This window comes from Maribacter halichondriae (assembly GCF_027474825.1).
Classification (GTDB): domain Bacteria; phylum Bacteroidota; class Bacteroidia; order Flavobacteriales; family Flavobacteriaceae; genus Meishania; species Meishania halichondriae.
This window is the reverse complement of record NZ_CP107030.1, coordinates 3,123,773-3,141,949: the sequence shown is the minus strand read 5'-3', so window position 1 is coordinate 3,141,949 and position 18,177 is coordinate 3,123,773. Positions and strand designations below refer to the sequence as shown.

General features: G+C 41.1%; 20 protein-coding genes. 2 read left to right on the top strand and 18 right to left on the bottom strand.

The annotated features are described in order from the left end of the window. Positions 1–253 precede the first annotated feature (253 nt). Positions 254–1,645: an exonuclease domain-containing protein gene (locus tag N8A86_RS14595; RefSeq protein ID WP_273566064.1), complete on the top strand. Its 1,392-nt coding sequence runs from the start codon at positions 254–256 to the stop codon at positions 1,643–1,645. Positions 1,646–1,736: 91 nt separating this feature from the next. On the opposite strand, the gene N8A86_RS14590 is transcribed toward N8A86_RS14595, so the two are convergent. The 5 genes from N8A86_RS14590 to N8A86_RS14570 all read right to left on the bottom strand — a co-directional run bounded on the left by N8A86_RS14590 (position 1,737) and on the right by N8A86_RS14570 (position 5,868). Beyond that, positions 1,737–1,919 carry a hypothetical protein gene (locus N8A86_RS14590; protein WP_273566063.1) on the bottom strand — a complete coding sequence of 61 codons (183 nt, stop codon included), beginning with the start codon at positions 1,917–1,919 and terminating at the stop codon, positions 1,737–1,739. A 173-nt stretch (positions 1,920–2,092) separates the two neighbouring features. After that, positions 2,093–2,233, bottom strand: coding sequence for a hypothetical protein (locus N8A86_RS14585; RefSeq protein ID WP_273566062.1), 141 nt, complete (start codon positions 2,231–2,233; stop codon positions 2,093–2,095). A 69-nt stretch (positions 2,234–2,302) separates the two neighbouring features. Continuing rightward, complete coding sequence (locus N8A86_RS14580) at positions 2,303–2,509, bottom strand: YgaP family membrane protein (protein WP_273566061.1); 207 nt, start codon at positions 2,507–2,509, stop codon at positions 2,303–2,305. A gap of 159 nt (positions 2,510–2,668) precedes the next feature. After that, positions 2,669–4,078, bottom strand: coding sequence for an MBL fold metallo-hydrolase (locus tag N8A86_RS14575; RefSeq protein WP_273566060.1), 1,410 nt, complete (start codon positions 4,076–4,078; stop codon positions 2,669–2,671). Between the two features lie 59 nt (positions 4,079–4,137). Beyond that, positions 4,138–5,868 carry a SulP family inorganic anion transporter gene (locus N8A86_RS14570; RefSeq protein ID WP_273566059.1) on the bottom strand — a complete coding sequence of 577 codons (1,731 nt, stop codon included), beginning with the start codon at positions 5,866–5,868 and terminating at the stop codon, positions 4,138–4,140. A gap of 113 nt (positions 5,869–5,981) precedes the next feature. Here N8A86_RS14570 and N8A86_RS14565 point away from each other — a divergent pair, with 113 nt between their 5' ends. Further along, positions 5,982–6,869: a 3-keto-disaccharide hydrolase gene (locus tag N8A86_RS14565; protein WP_273566058.1), complete on the top strand. Its 888-nt coding sequence runs from the start codon at positions 5,982–5,984 to the stop codon at positions 6,867–6,869. 6 nt (positions 6,870–6,875) lie between these two features. Here N8A86_RS14565 and N8A86_RS14560 read toward each other — a convergent pair whose 3' ends face one another. The 13 genes from N8A86_RS14560 to N8A86_RS14500 form a co-directional block, all read right to left on the bottom strand. Continuing rightward, entirely contained in the window at positions 6,876–8,054 is a 1,179-nt protein-coding gene (locus N8A86_RS14560; RefSeq protein ID WP_273566057.1) for a cytochrome-c peroxidase, read from the bottom strand. A 95-nt stretch (positions 8,055–8,149) separates the two neighbouring features. Then, positions 8,150–8,323, bottom strand: coding sequence for a hypothetical protein (locus tag N8A86_RS14555; RefSeq protein ID WP_273566056.1), 174 nt, complete (start codon positions 8,321–8,323; stop codon positions 8,150–8,152). Further along, entirely contained in the window at positions 8,320–9,798 is a 1,479-nt protein-coding gene (locus N8A86_RS14550; RefSeq protein ID WP_273566055.1) for a zinc-dependent metalloprotease family protein, read from the bottom strand. The genes N8A86_RS14555 and N8A86_RS14550 overlap by 4 nt, the downstream gene beginning before the upstream one ends. Positions 9,799–9,912: 114 nt before the next feature. Then, positions 9,913–10,152, bottom strand: a complete 240-nt coding sequence (locus tag N8A86_RS14545) for a DUF1059 domain-containing protein (protein ID WP_273566054.1) — start codon at positions 10,150–10,152, stop codon at positions 9,913–9,915. 10 nt (positions 10,153–10,162) lie between these two features. Beyond that, positions 10,163–10,627, bottom strand: a complete 465-nt coding sequence (locus tag N8A86_RS14540; protein WP_273566053.1) for an SRPBCC domain-containing protein — start codon at positions 10,625–10,627, stop codon at positions 10,163–10,165. 1 nt (position 10,628) lies between these two features. After that, positions 10,629–10,949 (bottom strand): ArsR/SmtB family transcription factor, encoded by a 321-nt coding sequence (locus N8A86_RS14535; protein WP_273566052.1) that lies wholly within the window; start codon positions 10,947–10,949, stop codon positions 10,629–10,631. An 87-nt stretch (positions 10,950–11,036) separates the two neighbouring features. Next, positions 11,037–12,215 (bottom strand): MalY/PatB family protein, encoded by a 1,179-nt coding sequence (locus N8A86_RS14530; protein WP_273566051.1) that lies wholly within the window; start codon positions 12,213–12,215, stop codon positions 11,037–11,039. A 104-nt stretch (positions 12,216–12,319) separates the two neighbouring features. Then, entirely contained in the window at positions 12,320–12,907 is a 588-nt protein-coding gene (locus tag N8A86_RS14525) for a DinB family protein (RefSeq protein ID WP_273566050.1), read from the bottom strand. 119 nt (positions 12,908–13,026) lie between these two features. Further along, on the bottom strand, positions 13,027–13,659 hold the full coding sequence (locus tag N8A86_RS14520) for a Crp/Fnr family transcriptional regulator (RefSeq protein WP_273566049.1): 633 nt from the start codon (positions 13,657–13,659) through the stop codon (positions 13,027–13,029). A 15-nt stretch (positions 13,660–13,674) separates the two neighbouring features. Beyond that, entirely contained in the window at positions 13,675–14,451 is a 777-nt protein-coding gene (locus tag N8A86_RS14515) for an aldose epimerase family protein (protein ID WP_273566048.1), read from the bottom strand. Positions 14,452–14,460: 9 nt separating this feature from the next. Next, positions 14,461–15,645: a CotH kinase family protein gene (locus N8A86_RS14510; RefSeq protein WP_273566047.1), complete on the bottom strand. Its 1,185-nt coding sequence runs from the start codon at positions 15,643–15,645 to the stop codon at positions 14,461–14,463. Positions 15,646–15,897: 252 nt separating this feature from the next. Further along, positions 15,898–16,878, bottom strand: a complete 981-nt coding sequence (locus tag N8A86_RS14505; RefSeq protein ID WP_273566046.1) for a PLP-dependent cysteine synthase family protein — start codon at positions 16,876–16,878, stop codon at positions 15,898–15,900. Positions 16,879–16,935: 57 nt separating this feature from the next. Beyond that, positions 16,936–18,177: an ABC transporter permease gene (locus tag N8A86_RS14500; protein ID WP_273566045.1), complete on the bottom strand. Its 1,242-nt coding sequence runs from the start codon at positions 18,175–18,177 to the stop codon at positions 16,936–16,938.

Here is an 18,177-nt window from a genome sequence, read left to right as displayed (position 1 = left end):
CCTACTGAAATTTGACATAATACTTTTTTTAGTAAGAAAGTAGTATATTTTGTAGGATAAGTTTTAGAAAATTCCTGTAGATCTTGTAACTTTAAGCAACACTATTTGCAAAGTTCCCTCCGATAGAATTATTTGAGCTAGTGTTCATTATAAAAAGCCACTCCTGAGTGGCTTTTTTGCTTAAAGTCCGAACCAAAAGATTTCCTTCAAGATTTTACGCTAACTTTATGGGCACCAGAAAGCAAAATTGAAGTTGTACAGTATCATTGACATAGAGACCACTGGAAACGGTATTAAGGGTAATAAGATTACCGAAATCTGTATTTTCAAATTTGACGGCCACGATATTATTGATGAGTTTACCACCCTGGTCAATCCTGAATGCGAAATTCCGTATTTTATTACCGGCCTTACCGGCATCGATAATGACCTAGTACGAAATGCTCCAAAATTGCAGGAAATTTCGGAAAAAGTGCTCGAGCTTACCCAAGACACCATTTTCGTGGCCCATAGCGTGAATTTTGATTATAATGTAATCAAAAACGAATTCAAGGACTTGGGACTGGAATTCACAAGAAAGAAACTCTGCACCGTTCGTCTTTCCCGTAAATTGATCCCGGGGTACAACTCTTATAGTTTAGGAAAACTTTGTTCGGCCCTCGGTATTCCACTTACCGACCGACATCGCGCAAGAGGTGATGCCCATGCTACGGTACTGCTTTTCAAAAAACTATTGCGTACCGATGGCGCGGAACAGGTTTTTAAGAGTTTTCTGAACTCACGTTCCCAAGAGGCGACCTTACCACCTTCATTGCCTCGAGCTATCTACGAAAAATTGCCCACGCAACCCGGTATTTATTATTTTAAGGATAGAACGGGAAAAATTATTTATGTAGGAAAAGCCATCAATATTAAAAAACGTGTTTTGAGCCATTTTTATGATAAGGCTACAAAAGAGGTGCGTATGTGCCAAGAAACGGCGGATATCGATTTTGAAATCTCAGGTAGTGAGTTCATTGCATTGTTGATGGAATCACATGCCATCAAGCACTATTACCCAACTTATAATCGAGCCCAAAAAAGAAGCTTGCTTCAATATGCAATTTTCTCCTATGAAGATCGTAACGGAATACTGCATTTAGCCTTTAATAAGCTGAAGGCCGCACCCAACGCATTGATCACATTTTCGAATGCCACGGATTGCCGCCTTTATTTGGAAGAAATTTGTAAAACCTACGGGCTTTGTCCTAAATATTGCCATTTACAGGAAAACGTTACGACATGCTCCCATTATCGGATTCCCAAATGCGATGGTATTTGTAGGGGAATGGAAACCACTTCTGTTTACAATGGGAAAGTGATGGCAGCCATACATCATATGAAGTTGAGAAAAGAAAATTTCATCATCCGCGAAAAAGGAAGAAACTTTGAGGAAGAAGCCTTTGTGCTCGTTCAAGACGATAGCTATCAGGGATATGGGTTTCTAGAAAAAAATATGGAAATTTCGTCCTTTGCGGATTTAGAACCGTTTTTAATCCGAAGTAAGAATAGTGTGGAGGCCCAGGGAATTATCAGGTCGTATATAAATAAAAATGCGGACAAGGTCTTGCAGTTTGAAGAGCTATCGACATATTCCGGTTCTTAGTCCTTTAGCTCTCGATACATCCGAATTATAAAAAGTAGCCACGCCAAAAAGATGACGGCCACGAAAATGGAGTATATGAAAATAAAGTCCACTACTTTTTATATTTCAGATAGTTCATAAAACCTAATATGGTCGGTGCCCAAAAAGCCACGAAAATAGCATCCAATTTTTTTCCGCTCAGAAATAGATATTCCGATACTATAATGATGGAAACCACAACCAGTAACAATAAACAATTCATTGCCCCGACCTTCTCAATAAAGTTCTTAATCATGTTACGTAAAGTGATTCTTGTTAAATATAGTTAAAAAAGATTGAAAATTAGCTAAAATATTAAGATTATCTTAACATTTTACAATTTCTTAAAAAAAGCTATAAAAATGTCCTTTTCCACAAAATTTCATTGCTCCAGAGGAAATTTTCCGTTGTAAATCTAATCAAATAAATTCAAGTGCTTTTTTTGTTCTTTCCACTATTCATGAAAAGTACAAGTGCAGTAATCAAGGCTATACAGACAGCCGCAAAAACGACGATCATGATGATTCCGTTGTTCCAATTGACCAGGGGTAACATTCGAAGTAGTGACATACAATTCAATTTAGAGAACCAAAATTATCAATCCATATCACAAGATTATATGATAAATATCAGAAAAACTTAACTTTTTGTCTTGCACGTATTCATTCCGAACAGCGTGTATAATGGACAAAAATTAATCAAACTGGTTAGCACGAAAATACCTGCTACCGCTAGCAAGATATAGGCAAACGTGCCTTGCACGACATCAAAATAAATCAAAAGAGCCGCGACAACGGCCACTACAAGACGGATTATTTTATCCGTACTTCCCATATTTCTTTTCATAGTTATAATCTTATTGGTTAATAAATTCGATTAGAATTACCGTAGCCGAAATTAAACCGATACAAAGCAAACAAATCAATATCAACTTCATTACCTTGTTCAACTTCATTATGCCAAAGGTATCTTTCTAGGTTATTCAAAATAATGATAAATATCATCTTATAAGGTCGTCGGGCAAACATAGTCCGTTACCTCGATACCGGATTCCTTCATGACACCAAAACCTCCGGCAACATCGATTAAATTATGAATTCCCCTACTCTTTAAAATAGAGGCTGCTATCACCGATCGGTAACCCCCGGCGCAATGCACATAAAACGGCGCTTCTTCAGGGAATTCAGCTAAATGTTCGTTCAAAAAACTCAACGGTGTGCTTTTTGCATCTTTAGCATGCTCCGAAGCAAATTCACTAGGTTTCCTAACATCAAAAATTTCCGGGTTTTCGCTTGCCATCCTTTCCTTTAATGTTTCTGCGCTAATCGATGTAACCGTATCGTATTCCTTTCCCGACTTTTTCCAAGCATCAAAACCACCATCCAGATAACCGATAGTACCGTCAAATCCCACTCGTGATAGTCGAGTGACGGCCTCTTTTTCCTGACCGGTGGGGGCAACCAGCAATAGAGGTTGTTTAACATCAGCGATCAGCGTACCTACCCAAGGTGCAAAATCCCCATTGAGTCCGATGAATATCGAGCGGGGTACATGACCCCTTATAAAATCATTCTGATGCCGAACGTCAAGAACGATCGCTCCAGTCTCGTTGGCAGCAGTTTCAAAAGCTTCCGGGGACAAGGCCTTCGTTCCACGATCCAAAACATCGGCAATGTCGTCATAGCCTTCCTTATTCATTTTTACGTTCAAGGGGAAATACTTTGGAGGAGGCAATAAACCCTCAGTAACTTCCGCGACAAATTCTTCTTTGGTCATATCGGCCCGCAGCGCATAGTTCATTTTCTTTTGATTACCAAGTGTATCTACGGTTTCTTTCATCATGTTCTTTCCGCAGGCCGAACCCGCACCGTGCGCCGGGTACACGATGACATCGTCGGCAAGGGGCATTACTTTATTCCTAAGACTATCGAATAGGATTCCAGCCAGATCTTCTTGCGTCATACTTGCCGCTTTTTGGGCTAAATCGGGTCTACCGACATCCCCTAAGAATAAGGTATCCCCAGAAAATATCGCATGATCTTTTCCTTGGGCGTCCTTCAGTAAATAGGTAGTGCTTTCCATCGTATGCCCTGGGGTATGAAGTGCCGTGATAGTGATATCACCTAGTTTAAATTCCTGTCCATCTTCCGCTATGACGGCCTCAAAAGAAGGATTGGCATTCGGCCCGTACACAATGGGTGCGCCCGTTTCTTTTGAAAGGGTGACATGCCCACTCACAAAATCGGCATGAAAATGGGTCTCAAAAATATACTTGATCTTTGCGTTATCTGCCTTTGCCCTTCTCAAATAGGGCTCTATTTCGCGTAAGGGATCGATAATGGCCACTTCGCCATTGCTTTCGATATAATAGGCTCCTTGGGCCAAACATCCGGTATAAATTTGTTCAATCTTCATATTTTCAAACTATAATTACTTTACAAAAATAATGACACTTTCCTAATCTTGAGGTAACCTTAGTTACTATTCAGGCGATTTTGGTAGGCCACCTTGCTCCCTACCTCGGAAATTGTATATGGGTTGTCAAAACATGCCACTGCCTCTTTGGTCTGGACAAACAAGTATTTCTTATCCAATTCGTTGATGATGCCGCTACTGAAAATAATATCACGGGTCGGACCTATGGCTCCCGCAATGTAGAACTGTAAACCGCGCTCGTGAATTTCATGAATCGTTTTGGTCAATATTTGTGCCGCTGTGGAATCGATATAATTAATGGCCTCGGCATTTAGTATCACGCCTCTTAGCATTGAACCCTTTGCTTCGACATGCTTTAACAATTGTCTTTTAAAAAACCCTGCATTGCCAAAATACAATTGGGCATCGAAACGAACGATCAACAAATCATCGCGAATTATAGCCTCATCGCCAAAACGATCGATGTTTTTATAATAATCCGAATCCCTTACATTCCCCAAGACCGCAAAATGAGGTTTTGAGGTACGATAGACCAGCAGCAACAGTGAGAAAAGAACGCCCATTAGAATTCCCTCTTTAATACCTATGAAAAGTGTGGCCAAGAACGTCAACAATAGCACGAAGAACTCATCCTTTCGATGCTTCCAGAGACTTCGGGCATACGAAACATCGATGAGTCCGAAAACGGAAACCATAATGATACTAGCCAAAACCGCGTTCGGAAGATAGTAGAACAAGGGTGTCAAAAATAGCAAGGTCAAAACGACCATAACCACACTAATGACCGAAGCGATAGTGGTCTTTGCCCCAGATTCATTATTAATGGCGGATCTTGAAAAACTTGCGGTAATGGGGAAGGCCTGAAAAAAAGAACCCGCCATATTCGATGCGCCCAGGGCGACCAGTTCTTGATTCGAGTCAATGGTCTCTTCGCCATTTTTATCCTCGATGGATTTACCAATTGAAATCGCCTCTAGGTACCCGACCAAGGCCAAGGCTAGTGCAATCGGCCAGAGGTCCTTGAAATTCTCAATACTGAAATCAGGGATTTGAAAAGAAGGAAGTCCGTCAGGAATGCTTCCCACTAAACCTACCCCATACGATTCAAGATTTAGAAAATATACGGCCAAAACGCCCAATATCACTGCTATAAGAATTCCAGGGATTTTCTTGCTCCATTTTTTAAGGAGGACGATAATTAGAATACCGGAAATGCCGATAGCAAAGTCCAGAAGATTTGTTTCGGAAATCTTCTCAAAAGCATTCAGAACTAACTGATGAAACTGATTGCTTTTTTGGATATCGGCACCTAATAGATGCTTGAGTTGACTGAAAATGATGATTACAGCGGCACCGGAAGTAAATCCGCTAATAACAGGTTTCGACAAAAAATTGACCAAAAACCCCATGCGGAACAATCCTAAAATCAATTGAATGGCACCTACGAGAAAGGCCAAAAACAGGGCCATGGCAATATAATTCTCGACCCCTGAAATGGCCATTGCGCCCAAACCCGCCGCTACTAAAAGTGAATCCATGGCGACCGGGCCGACGGCCAACTGTCTCGATGTTCCCAAAAATGCATAAACCAGTACGGGAATAAGTGAAGCATACAATCCATAGACCGGAGGTAAGCCCGCAATCATGGCATAGGCCATTCCTTGGGGAATCAAAATGATCCCTACAGTAAGACCCGCAACGATATCTTTCGATAGCCAGCTTTTTTGATACTCCGGTAGCCATTGCAAAAACGGAAAGAATCTGCGCATAGTTCAAAGGTACTGCAAATTCTAAAATGGAAATGTAACCGAAGTAGCAATTGCCTTTTGAAAAATATTCCATACAAATACAAATTGTATCTTCATGGTAACAACCCAAGTAAATGAAAAGCGCTTTTTTGATTTTTAAATCGGTCTTATTGGCCTGTAGTGTCCTATTTTTTACCCAATGTAAAACCACGGTAAAGTCCGTTCAGAACACACCCGAAGCATGGGAGACGATGTTCAACGGAGAGAATCTCGAAAACTGGACGACCAAAATCCATCAATACGAGGTGAAGGACAACCATGGGGAAACTTTTCGCGTCGAAGATGGAATGATCAAGGTTCGCTACGATCAATACGAAGGCGATTTTAATGAGCGTTACGGACATTTGTATTATAATACGCCGTATTCGTATTATCATATTTCGTTGGAGTATCGCTTTGTGCGAGAACTTCATCCCGGCGCACCAAGTTTCACACTGAAGAATAGTGGCATCATGTTTCATTCCCAAGATCCTCGAACGATGCCCAAAGAACAAGATTGGCCCATTTCGGTAGAAATGCAGTTCTTGGCCGGAACCGAACAGGAAAAAGTTCGCCCAACGGGGAATATGTGCTCTCCCGGAACCGACGTGGTCTATGAGGGTAAAATCGACCCTAGACATTGCATATCCTCAAGTTCAAAAACGTATTGGGGCGAAACATGGGTAAAAGCGGAGGCCATTGTATTGGGTGATTCATTGATTACCCATATCATTGACGGCGAACCGGTCTTGCAATATACCCAGCCACAAATTGGCGGAGGTGTCGCAAATCGATATGACCCCAAAATAAAAATTGACGGAAAACTATTGAAGGAGGGTTTTATAGCACTTCAAAGCGAAGGACAGCCAATCGATTTTCGAAATATCAAAATCAAAAACCTAAAAGGGTGCACAGACCCGAAAGCGAGCAATTACGGGTCATATTTCATCAAATCAGACCCTTCGTCATGTATGTACAACTAGCCTTATCTATTCGATATTTCCACCTACGGAAAGGTCACTAGGAACTGCTTCTGGAATCTCTTTGCTAAAACTATCGTCGTTCAAGGTATTCAAGAAAGAGATAATTAATGACATCTCTTTTACCGAAAGCTCAAGCTCTCGCACAAAAGGGTCAAATTTTTCTTTGGGAACGTTGGTATTGCGGACTTTTCCATTGGAAATATCCTCATAAAATTCAAGTACGCGCTGCAGGTTCGGTAAACTTCCGTTATGCATATAGGGTGCCGTAAAACGAAGGTTTCTTAATGTGGGCGTGCGAAAGGCGAAGGTATCCTTGAATCCTGCATCGATATATCCCAATTTATTGTTTTCAGGAGCACCCAGTACATGCATCTTATAATCTGAAAACATGGGGCCATTGTGACAATTGACACATCCTACTTTTTTAAAGAGCTCAAATCCCTCTTTTTCCGAAATCAGAATGGCTTCATCATCGCCACGCATATATTTATCGAACCGAGAATTATTGGTGACCAAAGTTCTTTCAAAAGCGGCAATGGCTTTTGCCATATTTTCTATGGTTATACTTACTTCCCCAAAGGCCGCCTCGAACAATTTTTCGTATTCGGGAATCGCTTTCAGGCGATCTACCACTTCATCTAGAATTTCTTCTTCCGTGTAACCATGCCCACGCATTTCCTCGAAGGCCTTAATGGGTTCCAAAGCTTGTTTTTCTAAGCTTTTTGCGCGGTCGTCCCAGAACATGGTGGCATTTTCCGGATCGTACTTATGGGAAGCATTGATCCCATTAAATGCGGTATTGATCACCGTTTGGGCATTTCGTTTTACCAAGGGAATATCGTGGTCGGTTTTGAACTTACGCCTACTGCCCAATCCCTCTGCATTGGGGCCGATGGAAAGATCCAAGAATTCCGCATAACCGGTACTTGGATGATGGCATGTGGCACAAGCGACATCTTTATTTCCTGAAAGGATAGGATCAAAAAACAATAATTTTCCAAGCTCTTCCTTTTCAGGGGACGGAGGGTTATCCTTTGGTGATATTATCGTTTTTGGAAGTGCCGTGATCCTCGTAGAAACCATGGTTTCTTTTGTGTCTTTCTTCTTCTCATAACCTTCATCTCTACATCCCAGAATAGCTACAAGAATGAGCAAACACGTTACGGACACATAGACCTTTGGCATAAATCGGGACTTAACGAATGAAAATACTATAATTCAAAAAATCAAAATATGACATTTATCAGTCTATCGCGCCATTCATTTCAAGATACACACGGTTAAAGTTTATCGGATTTCATTTCAGTCTCGATCCATTGAATAAAAGCAGTTGCATTATAATCTGCTTCGGGGGCAATTTCCGCAAAAGGCTTGGCCCCTGTCACAAGTGACTTAAAATAATCGGAAAACATATAGGCGGATATCTCATTCGGATGATCCAACCCTCGCGTCATTGGAAAGGATTTTTGAAAAAATCGATTTCATCGAGTGTGGTGCTCTTCAAATTATTGGCAGCATCCTTTTGAACCGCAAAACTAGCCCCCTTCTTTTTCACATAGAAAACTGTATCCTGAAAGTCCTTCCCCATAACCGGAACTTCGGAATCGCCTTTCAAAAGGGTGCGGACCCAGAAAAAGGCATCCGTTTCTTTCGGATCCTGAATCAACCAATTCGCAATAGGCGCATCGGGATTCGATACTTGATCCACTTGAATCGCTTGCTCATCTTGAACATGGGCCTGTTTGAAATTCCAATATTCACTGTACAACTTGGTAAACTTCGATGTAAACGTGCGCTGTAAAGAATGCATCTGCTCATGCACCAAAAGTCCGCCAAACCGTTCTACCAAAGTAGCTTCCTCCTCGGGCGTCATTTGGTCACTCCAGCCTTTGCACAAATGGTCGATATGCTTTCGGCTTAAAATAATATAGGTGCCCCGTGTATGTGCAAATCCACCACACAACCAATCCTCGATTTTTATGAATCGCCATGGGTGTTGCGACATTAAGGTGACGTCGTTTACCTGTAAGGTCTCAATGACCTTCTGGGTCACAAACGAAATACACTTTTTTTCATCAGCGGTAAATTCCGCAACAGCTTCCGCAAATTTTTCCCTGGCAAAATTCCGTGCTTCTGCTACATCGGAAGTGGGTACTTTGTTTTGTGTAAATGCCGCAATTTCACGAATTTGGAGCTTGGAAAAATAGGGTTCGAAAGATTCGTCCAAAATCGCCTTTCGTCCGATATCTTTGGACAGAAAATCGATTCTTGAATGCACCAGGGGACTCTTATGGACAATGTCGATCTGATACTCGTTGAGGCTATTTTCGGGATCGATACGATCCTTGAATTCCCCATCGCCCTGAATGTTCGGGTCGGTATCGGAAACGTTCGGGTCATCGACCGCATGTTTTAAAGAAAGGTTATGCCCAACTTCGTGGGCAATGACAAAGGCCTGCATATTGCGTAATTTTTCAGTCTCGTTCTGCAACGTATCCCCTAAAGCTATAAATGTGAGGTTGCCACCCATCATCCCACGACCCAAAGGGCCTTGTTCACCATCGACCTCATCGACAAAGAACATGTTCACCATATCGTCTTGCCCCTTGATCATTCCTGCTTTCTGTGCTTCTCCTACGATTTCATCAAGATTGATTTTACCGTCCCTGGCCTTTGTATTATTGTAATAGAGCGGTTCTAAAAAGTGAAAATCAACTCCGGCTTTTTCATAAGCTTTATCCACCAATTCTTCAGGAAGCGCCATCGAAGCCGGATTGGTGCCCTCATCAGACTGAAGGACTATGGGTTGCACTATTAAAACGTATGGCGAGGTCGAATGCTTTTCTTGGGAAAAACCAGAGATCGAAATAACGGTCAACAAAAAAAGAGTATTCTGGGCTTCATGATTGTAATTTTTATTACCTACCACAGAGTGAAGGTTCAGCCTTAAAAATACGATTTATAGTGCACTTTCTATAAAGCTCCCAACCTATCGGGGAAGAACCGATATCAATTGATAATCGCCCTATTTGAATGGAAGAGGCTAATTGTCATCAGGTAGTGCATCGAACTCCTTTCTCTTGTTGACGAACCACTCGCCCATCGCTTGTGGTGATTTCATTAATTCGCTCATTTCGCCCATCGCCATTAAATGTGCTGCATCTTTTTGTTGGAACATTTCGCCGCCATGTTTTTTGCTCATCTCGGCAATTTCTTCAAAGGTTTCCGCGTGAAATTCTTTATCACATGCTCCGCCTAATTGTTTACAGGTCATTGTTTTCATCTGCTTTTATTTAATTGTTCATATTTCTTAAAAGTTGGTCGAGCCTGTCGAATATTGAACCCCAGCCGTTCATGATTCCCATTTTTTCTTGCTGTATTTTGTATTCCTCAGTCGGGTGAACCACATTAAAGGTGAAGTTTGTTTTACTTCCATTTTCAGAAAATAACGCTTGTATCTCTACCCCTTCGGTCATGGGTCTAAAGTTGGCCGATGAGATGATTTTTTCAAATTCTACAATTTCTAGGTAGACTCCTTCGGCTATAAATTCTTTTCCATCTGGCATGGGCATGCTATATTTCCATCTTCCACCAATTTTAAACTCGTGTTCGATTACTTTGGTTTCAATTCCTTTAGGACTCCACCATTGGGCAATATGCTCCGATTGGGTCCACGCTTCCCAAACTAATCGGATGGGAGCATCAAAAGTTCTTTTCAGCGATATTGTACGGTTTTCCATTGAATCGGATTCACTCATGTTAGTTTCTTTTTGATTGTAGTTCGGTCAAATAACTATCGAAACGGTCAAGTTTTCCTTCCCATAGTTCTCGATACTGCGCAATCCACATAAAGGCCGGGATTAAATTTCTCGGCTGAATAAAGCAGAGCCGCTCCCTACCCTGTTTTTGATAATCGATGATTTCGCACTCCTTTAAAATTTTAAGATGTTTGGAAACTGCGGGTCTACTGATATCGAATTTTTCTGCTATTGCATTGACAGTTAGCGTTTCATCGGCCAAAAGCTCAATGATATCCCTTCGTACGGGGTCGGCGATTGCTTGAAAAACATCTCTTCGCATACTTATAAGTAACTATTCGGTTACAAATATAACCGTAATCATTCGGTTACGCAAATTACTACTAAAAAACCGCTTTAAAGAACTGGACTAGGGCTCTTCTAAAGAAACTCTGTTAGAAACTGTTTTTTTTATTCTTCTAATTGCATCGGTTACTTTCTCGTTGGAGGTTGCAATGTTCATTCTCATAAATAAAGCCCCTTCCCGACCGAACCAATGTCCGGCATTAAGTCCGATTCCAGATTTTTCTGTTACATGATTGAACATTTCTTTGGTGTCCTTAAAAACATTCCTGAAATCTAACCATACTTGATATGTTCCTTCCGGTTTTATAAGTTTGATTTTAGTATTCGCTAATTCCTTTTCGATACTCCCAATATTATTCTCTATAGTTTTTATCACTTCATTCAGCCAAGACCCCCCATTATTATAAGCTGCTTCCAAAGCAACTCTTGTCAGTGCATTTGTTCTTCCTAAATTATATTTTTTTAATGTTCCAGAAATAGAGTTTCTGATGTCTTCGTTTGGAATTATTGCCATTGAATCCGATATTCCGCATAGATTAAAAGTCTTGGCTTCAGAGGTGCAAACAATAATTTTTTCATAGTCTTCAATGAATTTTACAGCCGAGGTAAATTGATTATCGAAAAGGATGATATCCTTATGGATTTCATCCGATATAAGAAGTAGGTCATTTTCTTTACAAATTCTTACGATTTGTTTCAATTCTTCATTAGTCCAAACGCGTCCAACCGGATTATGAGGATTGCAGATAATCAGAATTCTGTTGTTCTCTAATTTTGCTTTTTCTTGTAAATCTTGAAAGTCAATTTGGTATTGATTGCTACTTAATCTTAAAGCATTTTTTACAATTCTGCGTTTTGTATTTCTAATAACATCCCTGAACTCCATAAAAACAGGAGTTTGAATCATGATTCCGTTATGTTCAGAGGAAAAATTTTCAAGTAAAACAGCGATAGTGGTTGTAATACTCGGACTATAAATTAAATGGTCAGTATTCAGTTCAATTCCATAATTTCTTTGATACCAATTCTTTTGAGCGTTACTAAAGGAGTTCGGTTTGTATTCATATCCAAAACTCGAATTAGAAATCCGTTGCACCAAAGCTTCTTGAATCGGTTTAGCGATTTCAAATTCCATATCCGCAACCCAAAATGGTTCAATGTCGGTTTTTCCAAACAAAGATTCTAAAGTACTTGGTTTGGATTTGGTAAGTGGTAATTCGCTTAATTTATTATCAATTTTCATTGGCTTTGTTGAGTATCGCCCGATTTAATATTTCATCATAAAACTAAGCCTTCATCATAAGTAATACAGAAATCAGTAGAGGTTTCATAGTGTTTAACCATGTTTTAATCATTCAACTTCCCCAAAAACACATTCACTTTCGGATTCATAGGGTTGCCAGCAGCACGACGTAAAACGACCACCTGGCCGGCATGCCAAACGGCATCTTCTATCGGGCCATTTATCTGGTTCCAGAATGGGAATTCTGAAGTGTTATCCCCTCTTTTGAAGATAACCTTATGTTCAGTCAAATCATCGGTTGTTTTGAAAAGGGCGCTCGCCTGTTCCAGATTTTGCAACGTGGCCAAACGTCTTTCGGCCATATTCATTTCAGGTACTTTTTCGGAGAAATCACGTGCCTGTTTCTGGGACGATTTCAGAATGGTCAATGAGAGGTTATGGATATGTTCCATAGTTTCGGCAATAGTACGGCCATCATTGCCCGGTTTATAATTCAGATCTTTTTCAGTCAGGCCATCGGTAGCCCAATGGTAGCGAAATCCGAGTCCGTCGATCATTCGTGAAACGACGGTACCAGCCGTATAGGTTTCAGGGGCTTCGGGAATAGCGGTGTACGGAAGTTCTGTCATGGCTTCTTGGGATTGTAGATTCAGATAGAGCAATAATGCTATTGTAGTCATTGTAAATTTCATGTAACTGTTTTTGATTTTACTAAAAATACTATTTAAAATAGTACTTTTAAATCCTTGTAAACACTTCGACAAGCTCAGTGTGACAAATTGCAGTGACATTTTTAACGGAAGAATGTTCATTACAAATCCAACACTTTAATATGGTTACGATGCATTTCGATTTTGTCCTCGTTTTCCAGTTTTTTTAAAAGTCGTGATACCACGACTCTCGAGGTGTTCAAATCATTGGCAATATCTTGATGGGTCGTCTGCACGACCTCATCATGATTGACCATACACTTATCTTGCAAATGCTTCAAGAGGCGTTCATCCATTTTCATGAAGGCCAAAGTATCAACAGTTTCCAGTAATTCCATCATGCGAATATGATAACTGTTCAACACAAATTCTTGCCAACTTTGATATTTGCCCATCCATAGGTTCATCTTTTCTACAGGTACCATGACAAGCTCGGTATCTGCCTCTGCAATGGCACGTATTTCACTTTTCTTTGTACCCATACAACATGAAAAAGTCATGGCACAAGAATCGCCGCGTTCCAAAAAATAGAGTAACAACTCGTCACCGTTCTCATCTTCCCGAAGTATCTTAATAGCCCCGTTGAGCAAAAGCGGCATGTGGGTAATAGTTTCGCCGATGTCCATAATTTGATGGCCTCGGCCCACTTTTCTGAGTTTTCCGACCGACGCTATTTCTTGCAGCAATTCCGTTTCAAAAAGATACCCATAACTTTCTTGTAATGCTTCCATCATAATCGTGCATTTAAATCATTTCGGAGTAATGACGACTTTAAACTCCGCTTTTGCCGTCTCGAGTTTTTGAAATCCCTGGTTCAAATTTTCCTGTGAAACGGAATAGGGATAAAATGTAATAGGCTCGATACAGACCATGTTCGAAACTTCGGTCCACAACATAAAATTCCCAAATCCGGAAGTGCTTATTTTCAGTTGTTTTTTATCCTTCAGCAAAATTCCGGAACAGTCAGGTACTTGCAAAGCGCGACTACCTACGGCAAGGACTTCCGCTAGCGATATGCTTCTGTCACCTGCAACTACTGAAGCATCCTCTCCATATAATTTGAAAGCCGGATGATAGCCGAGCATAAAAGGCATCCCTAAGTCACCTTCAATTTCAAATGAAATTTCCAAGGCATCTTCAAAGAGCTCAAATCGTTTTGTAAAACTAAAATCATAGGGCCAAAAAAGCGTTTTTGCCGTTGATTTAGTTGGGAATTTTGAATTAGCTACAGGAGTTCCTGATTTATACTTTTTAGAGAAAACAGCTAAGGCTTCGGTGCTTTCAAGTAGTTCATACTCCAACTCGCGCAAAAGACCGTGCTGGTCTTGAATTGCTTCGCCCTTCGGGGTGTGTACCTTGAAATCTGCCTCCGCCGTCGGGCCGATTATAGGGAACATCTCTGTATCGGAATTTCGCCAACCTGGACTTCCCTTTTGATGTATAAATTCGTGATCCTCGACTTGGTATCCAACAAGTTCGCCCTTATCAACTTTTACGGATTGACCATTTTTTTGTAAGAGGACCATAGCGGTGTTCTAAAGTGCTTCAATGGAGCCGTCCAACCAAATGAGGCGATTGGTAATCCATTCCCTAAAATATCCTAAATCGTCATTGTAGCTAATACCCACGTAATTATTTGGCCATACATAAGATCCCAAAATATTCCATTTACCAAAATTCTTGTCAATGGCACCGGCCGATGCCATGGCCGAAAGATATTCTTCGATCTTTGCCTCGATAGTCGCCTCGGAAAATACACTTCCACGTAAGGTAGTCCAGCGTTCTTTTAACTGGGCTACATAGGCCGGATCTTCTAACAATCGTTCCCACCAAAAAGGGACAAGCCAAAAGTCTTCGGAACATCGTTCATTGAATTTATAGGCCCAGACGTTTGTCTCGCCACCGCTACAATAGTCGGCATTGCCGAAGGCAAGGTTAAAGTCCCAAATAGGCCCCATTTTCAATTTCTCATTTTTGTCCTTGTACATAAACGTACTCAAACGATAGCCATCCACATTGTTGGAAAGTTCGTTCAACAAGAAAAAATCGATAAAACTAGCAACATCGATATGAGCGGCATAGCCCGTAGCTGGGTCCGAAAATGTATTTGAACTTAAAACCGTCTCGAATTGGGTTACATAATCCGAAATATAAATTTTCTGCTCCGTTGTAATTTCATCAGGTTCAGGGTCTTCATATAAAAAACGAATCGTTTGGCCCTGCGTCGCATTGGGCGGACTTATCGCTGAATTAAAAGAATTCAAATCGGAATACGACTCCCCAATATCGAAATTAATTTTATCGATTTTCAAGATATAGCCCCCGGTAAGGTCTTCCCCGGAATTCTCGTCAGGGTTCAATGTACTGATATTGATACGTTCGTCATCACGTTTCAATTTTTCCATGAAGACGTACAACCCTTGGTAGCTTCCGTTTATGGTCAGTTCTGCAAATTCGGTTCGGCTGGCATACATACCCATTTCACGTGACAGGTCATAAATGAGCTTGTTGCGCATTAATGATTTGTCACTAAAGGGACCGTGAAGCACCCAATCTTCTTCTTCTGGCATTCCCAGAAGTGAGACATCCAAGTCGGCATTACTAGCATCACGTGTTTCAACACCAAAAGATTTCTTTGCGAAAAACTGGGAGGAAGCACCACGGATTTCAATACCAATGTTACCATTATAGTCCGTTCCCGACGGTGTGGTGATGACCATGCTCGCATTGATTTTGGGTTCGTCTACGATAACATTACCCCCGTATTTATCGAAATCTGGGGCAAAAGACTTGTTGGATCGGGATTCTCCGTTTCCTCTACGGGAGGATTAATTGCTGGTGGTGCGACGGTATCGTCTTTGCTACAACCTAAAAAAAGTATAAAGGCAGACCACAAAAATAGCATTCGACAAGAAATAGAAAGCCTCATTATAAACTGTTTTTGGGACAATTACACATCCAAGATAGTAAACCTAATCGATAAAACCTTTTTCCTTCATCCAAGTGTCGTTGAAAATTTTACCGACATATCGACTTCCATGGTCATGAAAGAGAACTACTACCACGTCATCTTTGGTAAAATGTTCTTTTAATTGGAGAACTCCCTTGATGGCCGCCCCAGCAGAATTCCCCAAGAACATAGCCTCTTCAAGGGCCAGCCTTCGGGTATAAATAGCGGCATCTTTGTCCATTACCTTGGTAAACCCATCGATAATGTCAAAGTTTACATTTTTCGGAAGGATGTCTTCCCCGATTCCCTCTGTGACATAAGGATATATCTCGTTTTTATCGAAAATTCCGGTTTCGTGATATTTCTTAAAGACGGAGCCGTAGGTATCCACGCCCCAAATCTTGATAATCGGATTTTTTTCCTTTAGATACGTGCCGATACCAGAAATAGTGCCTCCCGTACCTACCCCGACCACAAAATGGGTGACTTTACCATCGGTCTGCTCCCAGATTTCAGGACCTGTACTTAAATAATGCGCCTTGGTATTCGATAGATTATCATACTGATTAACGTACCATGCATTGGGGATTTCCGTTGCTAGGCGTCGTGCTGTGGAATAATAACTTCTCGGGTCGTCTGGTTCAACATCGGTCGGACAAACATGAACCTCGCTGCCCATCGCCTTTAAAATATCGATTTTCTCTTGCGATTGTTTATCACTGATGACACATATCAATTTATACCCTTTTAAGGTCGCGGCCAAAGCTAGGCCCATACCGGTATTTCCAGAAGTTCCTTCGATAATCGTTCCCCCGGGTTTGAGTACTCCTGATTTTTCGGCATCTTCGATCATCTGCAGGGCCATACGGTCTTTTACCGAATTACCCGGGTTAAAAGTCTCGTATTTGGCAAGTACAAGACAAGGCAGATCTTGGGTCAATTTGTTCAACTTGACCAGTGGCGTATTCCCAATGGTTCCCAGTATATTTTCAGCATATATCATTGTCGCAAAGATAGGATTTTGAGAAGTGTAAAGACCAGAACTGTTTCAGGTTTCTAGTCATTCAAACTTCATCGCCTTGACCGGAGTGATTTTTGTAATAATATAAGAAGGCACCAAAAGCATCAAAAGGCAAAGCAACAATACCCCAATGTTTAATAGTAGTATCGTAGGGATATCAATTTGAACGGGAATGTATTCGATATAATATTCCTCTGGGTTCGGAAATTTGAACAACCTGAATTTGTCTTGAAGCCATATTAAGCCAAGGCCGAGGAAATTTCCCCATAACAGACCGATAGCTATAAGGTACGCGGCGTTGTACAAAAATACTTTTCGAATTCTCCAATTGGCCATACCTAAGGCCTTTAAAACCCCTATCATCTGTGTGCGTTCAAGAATGAGCACCAAAAGGGCCGTAATCATATTGATACCGCCTACGATAATCATTATACCGATGATGAGTGCCGTATTGAAATCGAACAGCCCGATCCATTCGAAGATTTTTCGGTATTTGGTATTGATGGTCTGGGTATCGAGGGTGGCCACCGTTCTGCCGTGAATCTCATTGGCTTTCTCGTCCATGCTATCAAAATCGTCCAAAAAAACCTCGAACTTACCTACCTGATTCGCCTCCCATTTGTTCATTCGCTGTATATGGCGAATATCGATAAAAATATAGAGGGCATCGATTTCCTCAAAACCACTATCATAAATACCCGTCACGTTAAACTTTCGTTGGTTCGGCACTTGGGATGGGTCACCATCCTTAAGAAAAAAGGTGAAAAACGAATCCCCGATATTTAAATTCAGACGGTTTGCCGTAATTCGGGAAATTACCGCATCACTGTTCAGTTCGCCGCCATAGTCGGGCCGTTTACCCTTAACAAGATACTCTTGAAAAACATCCCAATTATAATCGGGTCCGATGCCCTTGGCTATAACACCCTCGAAGGTCTCTTCAGTACGGATGATTCCACCCTTCGTGGCGACAGCCTGAATGTGCGCCACGCCTTCTACGGACTTGAATTCAGGATAAAATTCCTGCTCCAAAGAAACCGGGGCCACCGAAACATCAGAAAAATTATTGTCGTAATTGCTGATTTGGACATGACCATGAAAAGCCGAAACTTTTTCTCGAATTTTATATTTCAGGCCATCCCCAGTCGCTATGGCAATCAGCATCATAATCAATCCCAAGGCAATGGCCGCAATCGCTATTTTTATAATCGGTGCAGAAATGCTAATTTTATGCTCCTTACCTTTTATAAGCCGCTTGGTTATAAAATATTCTAAATTCAA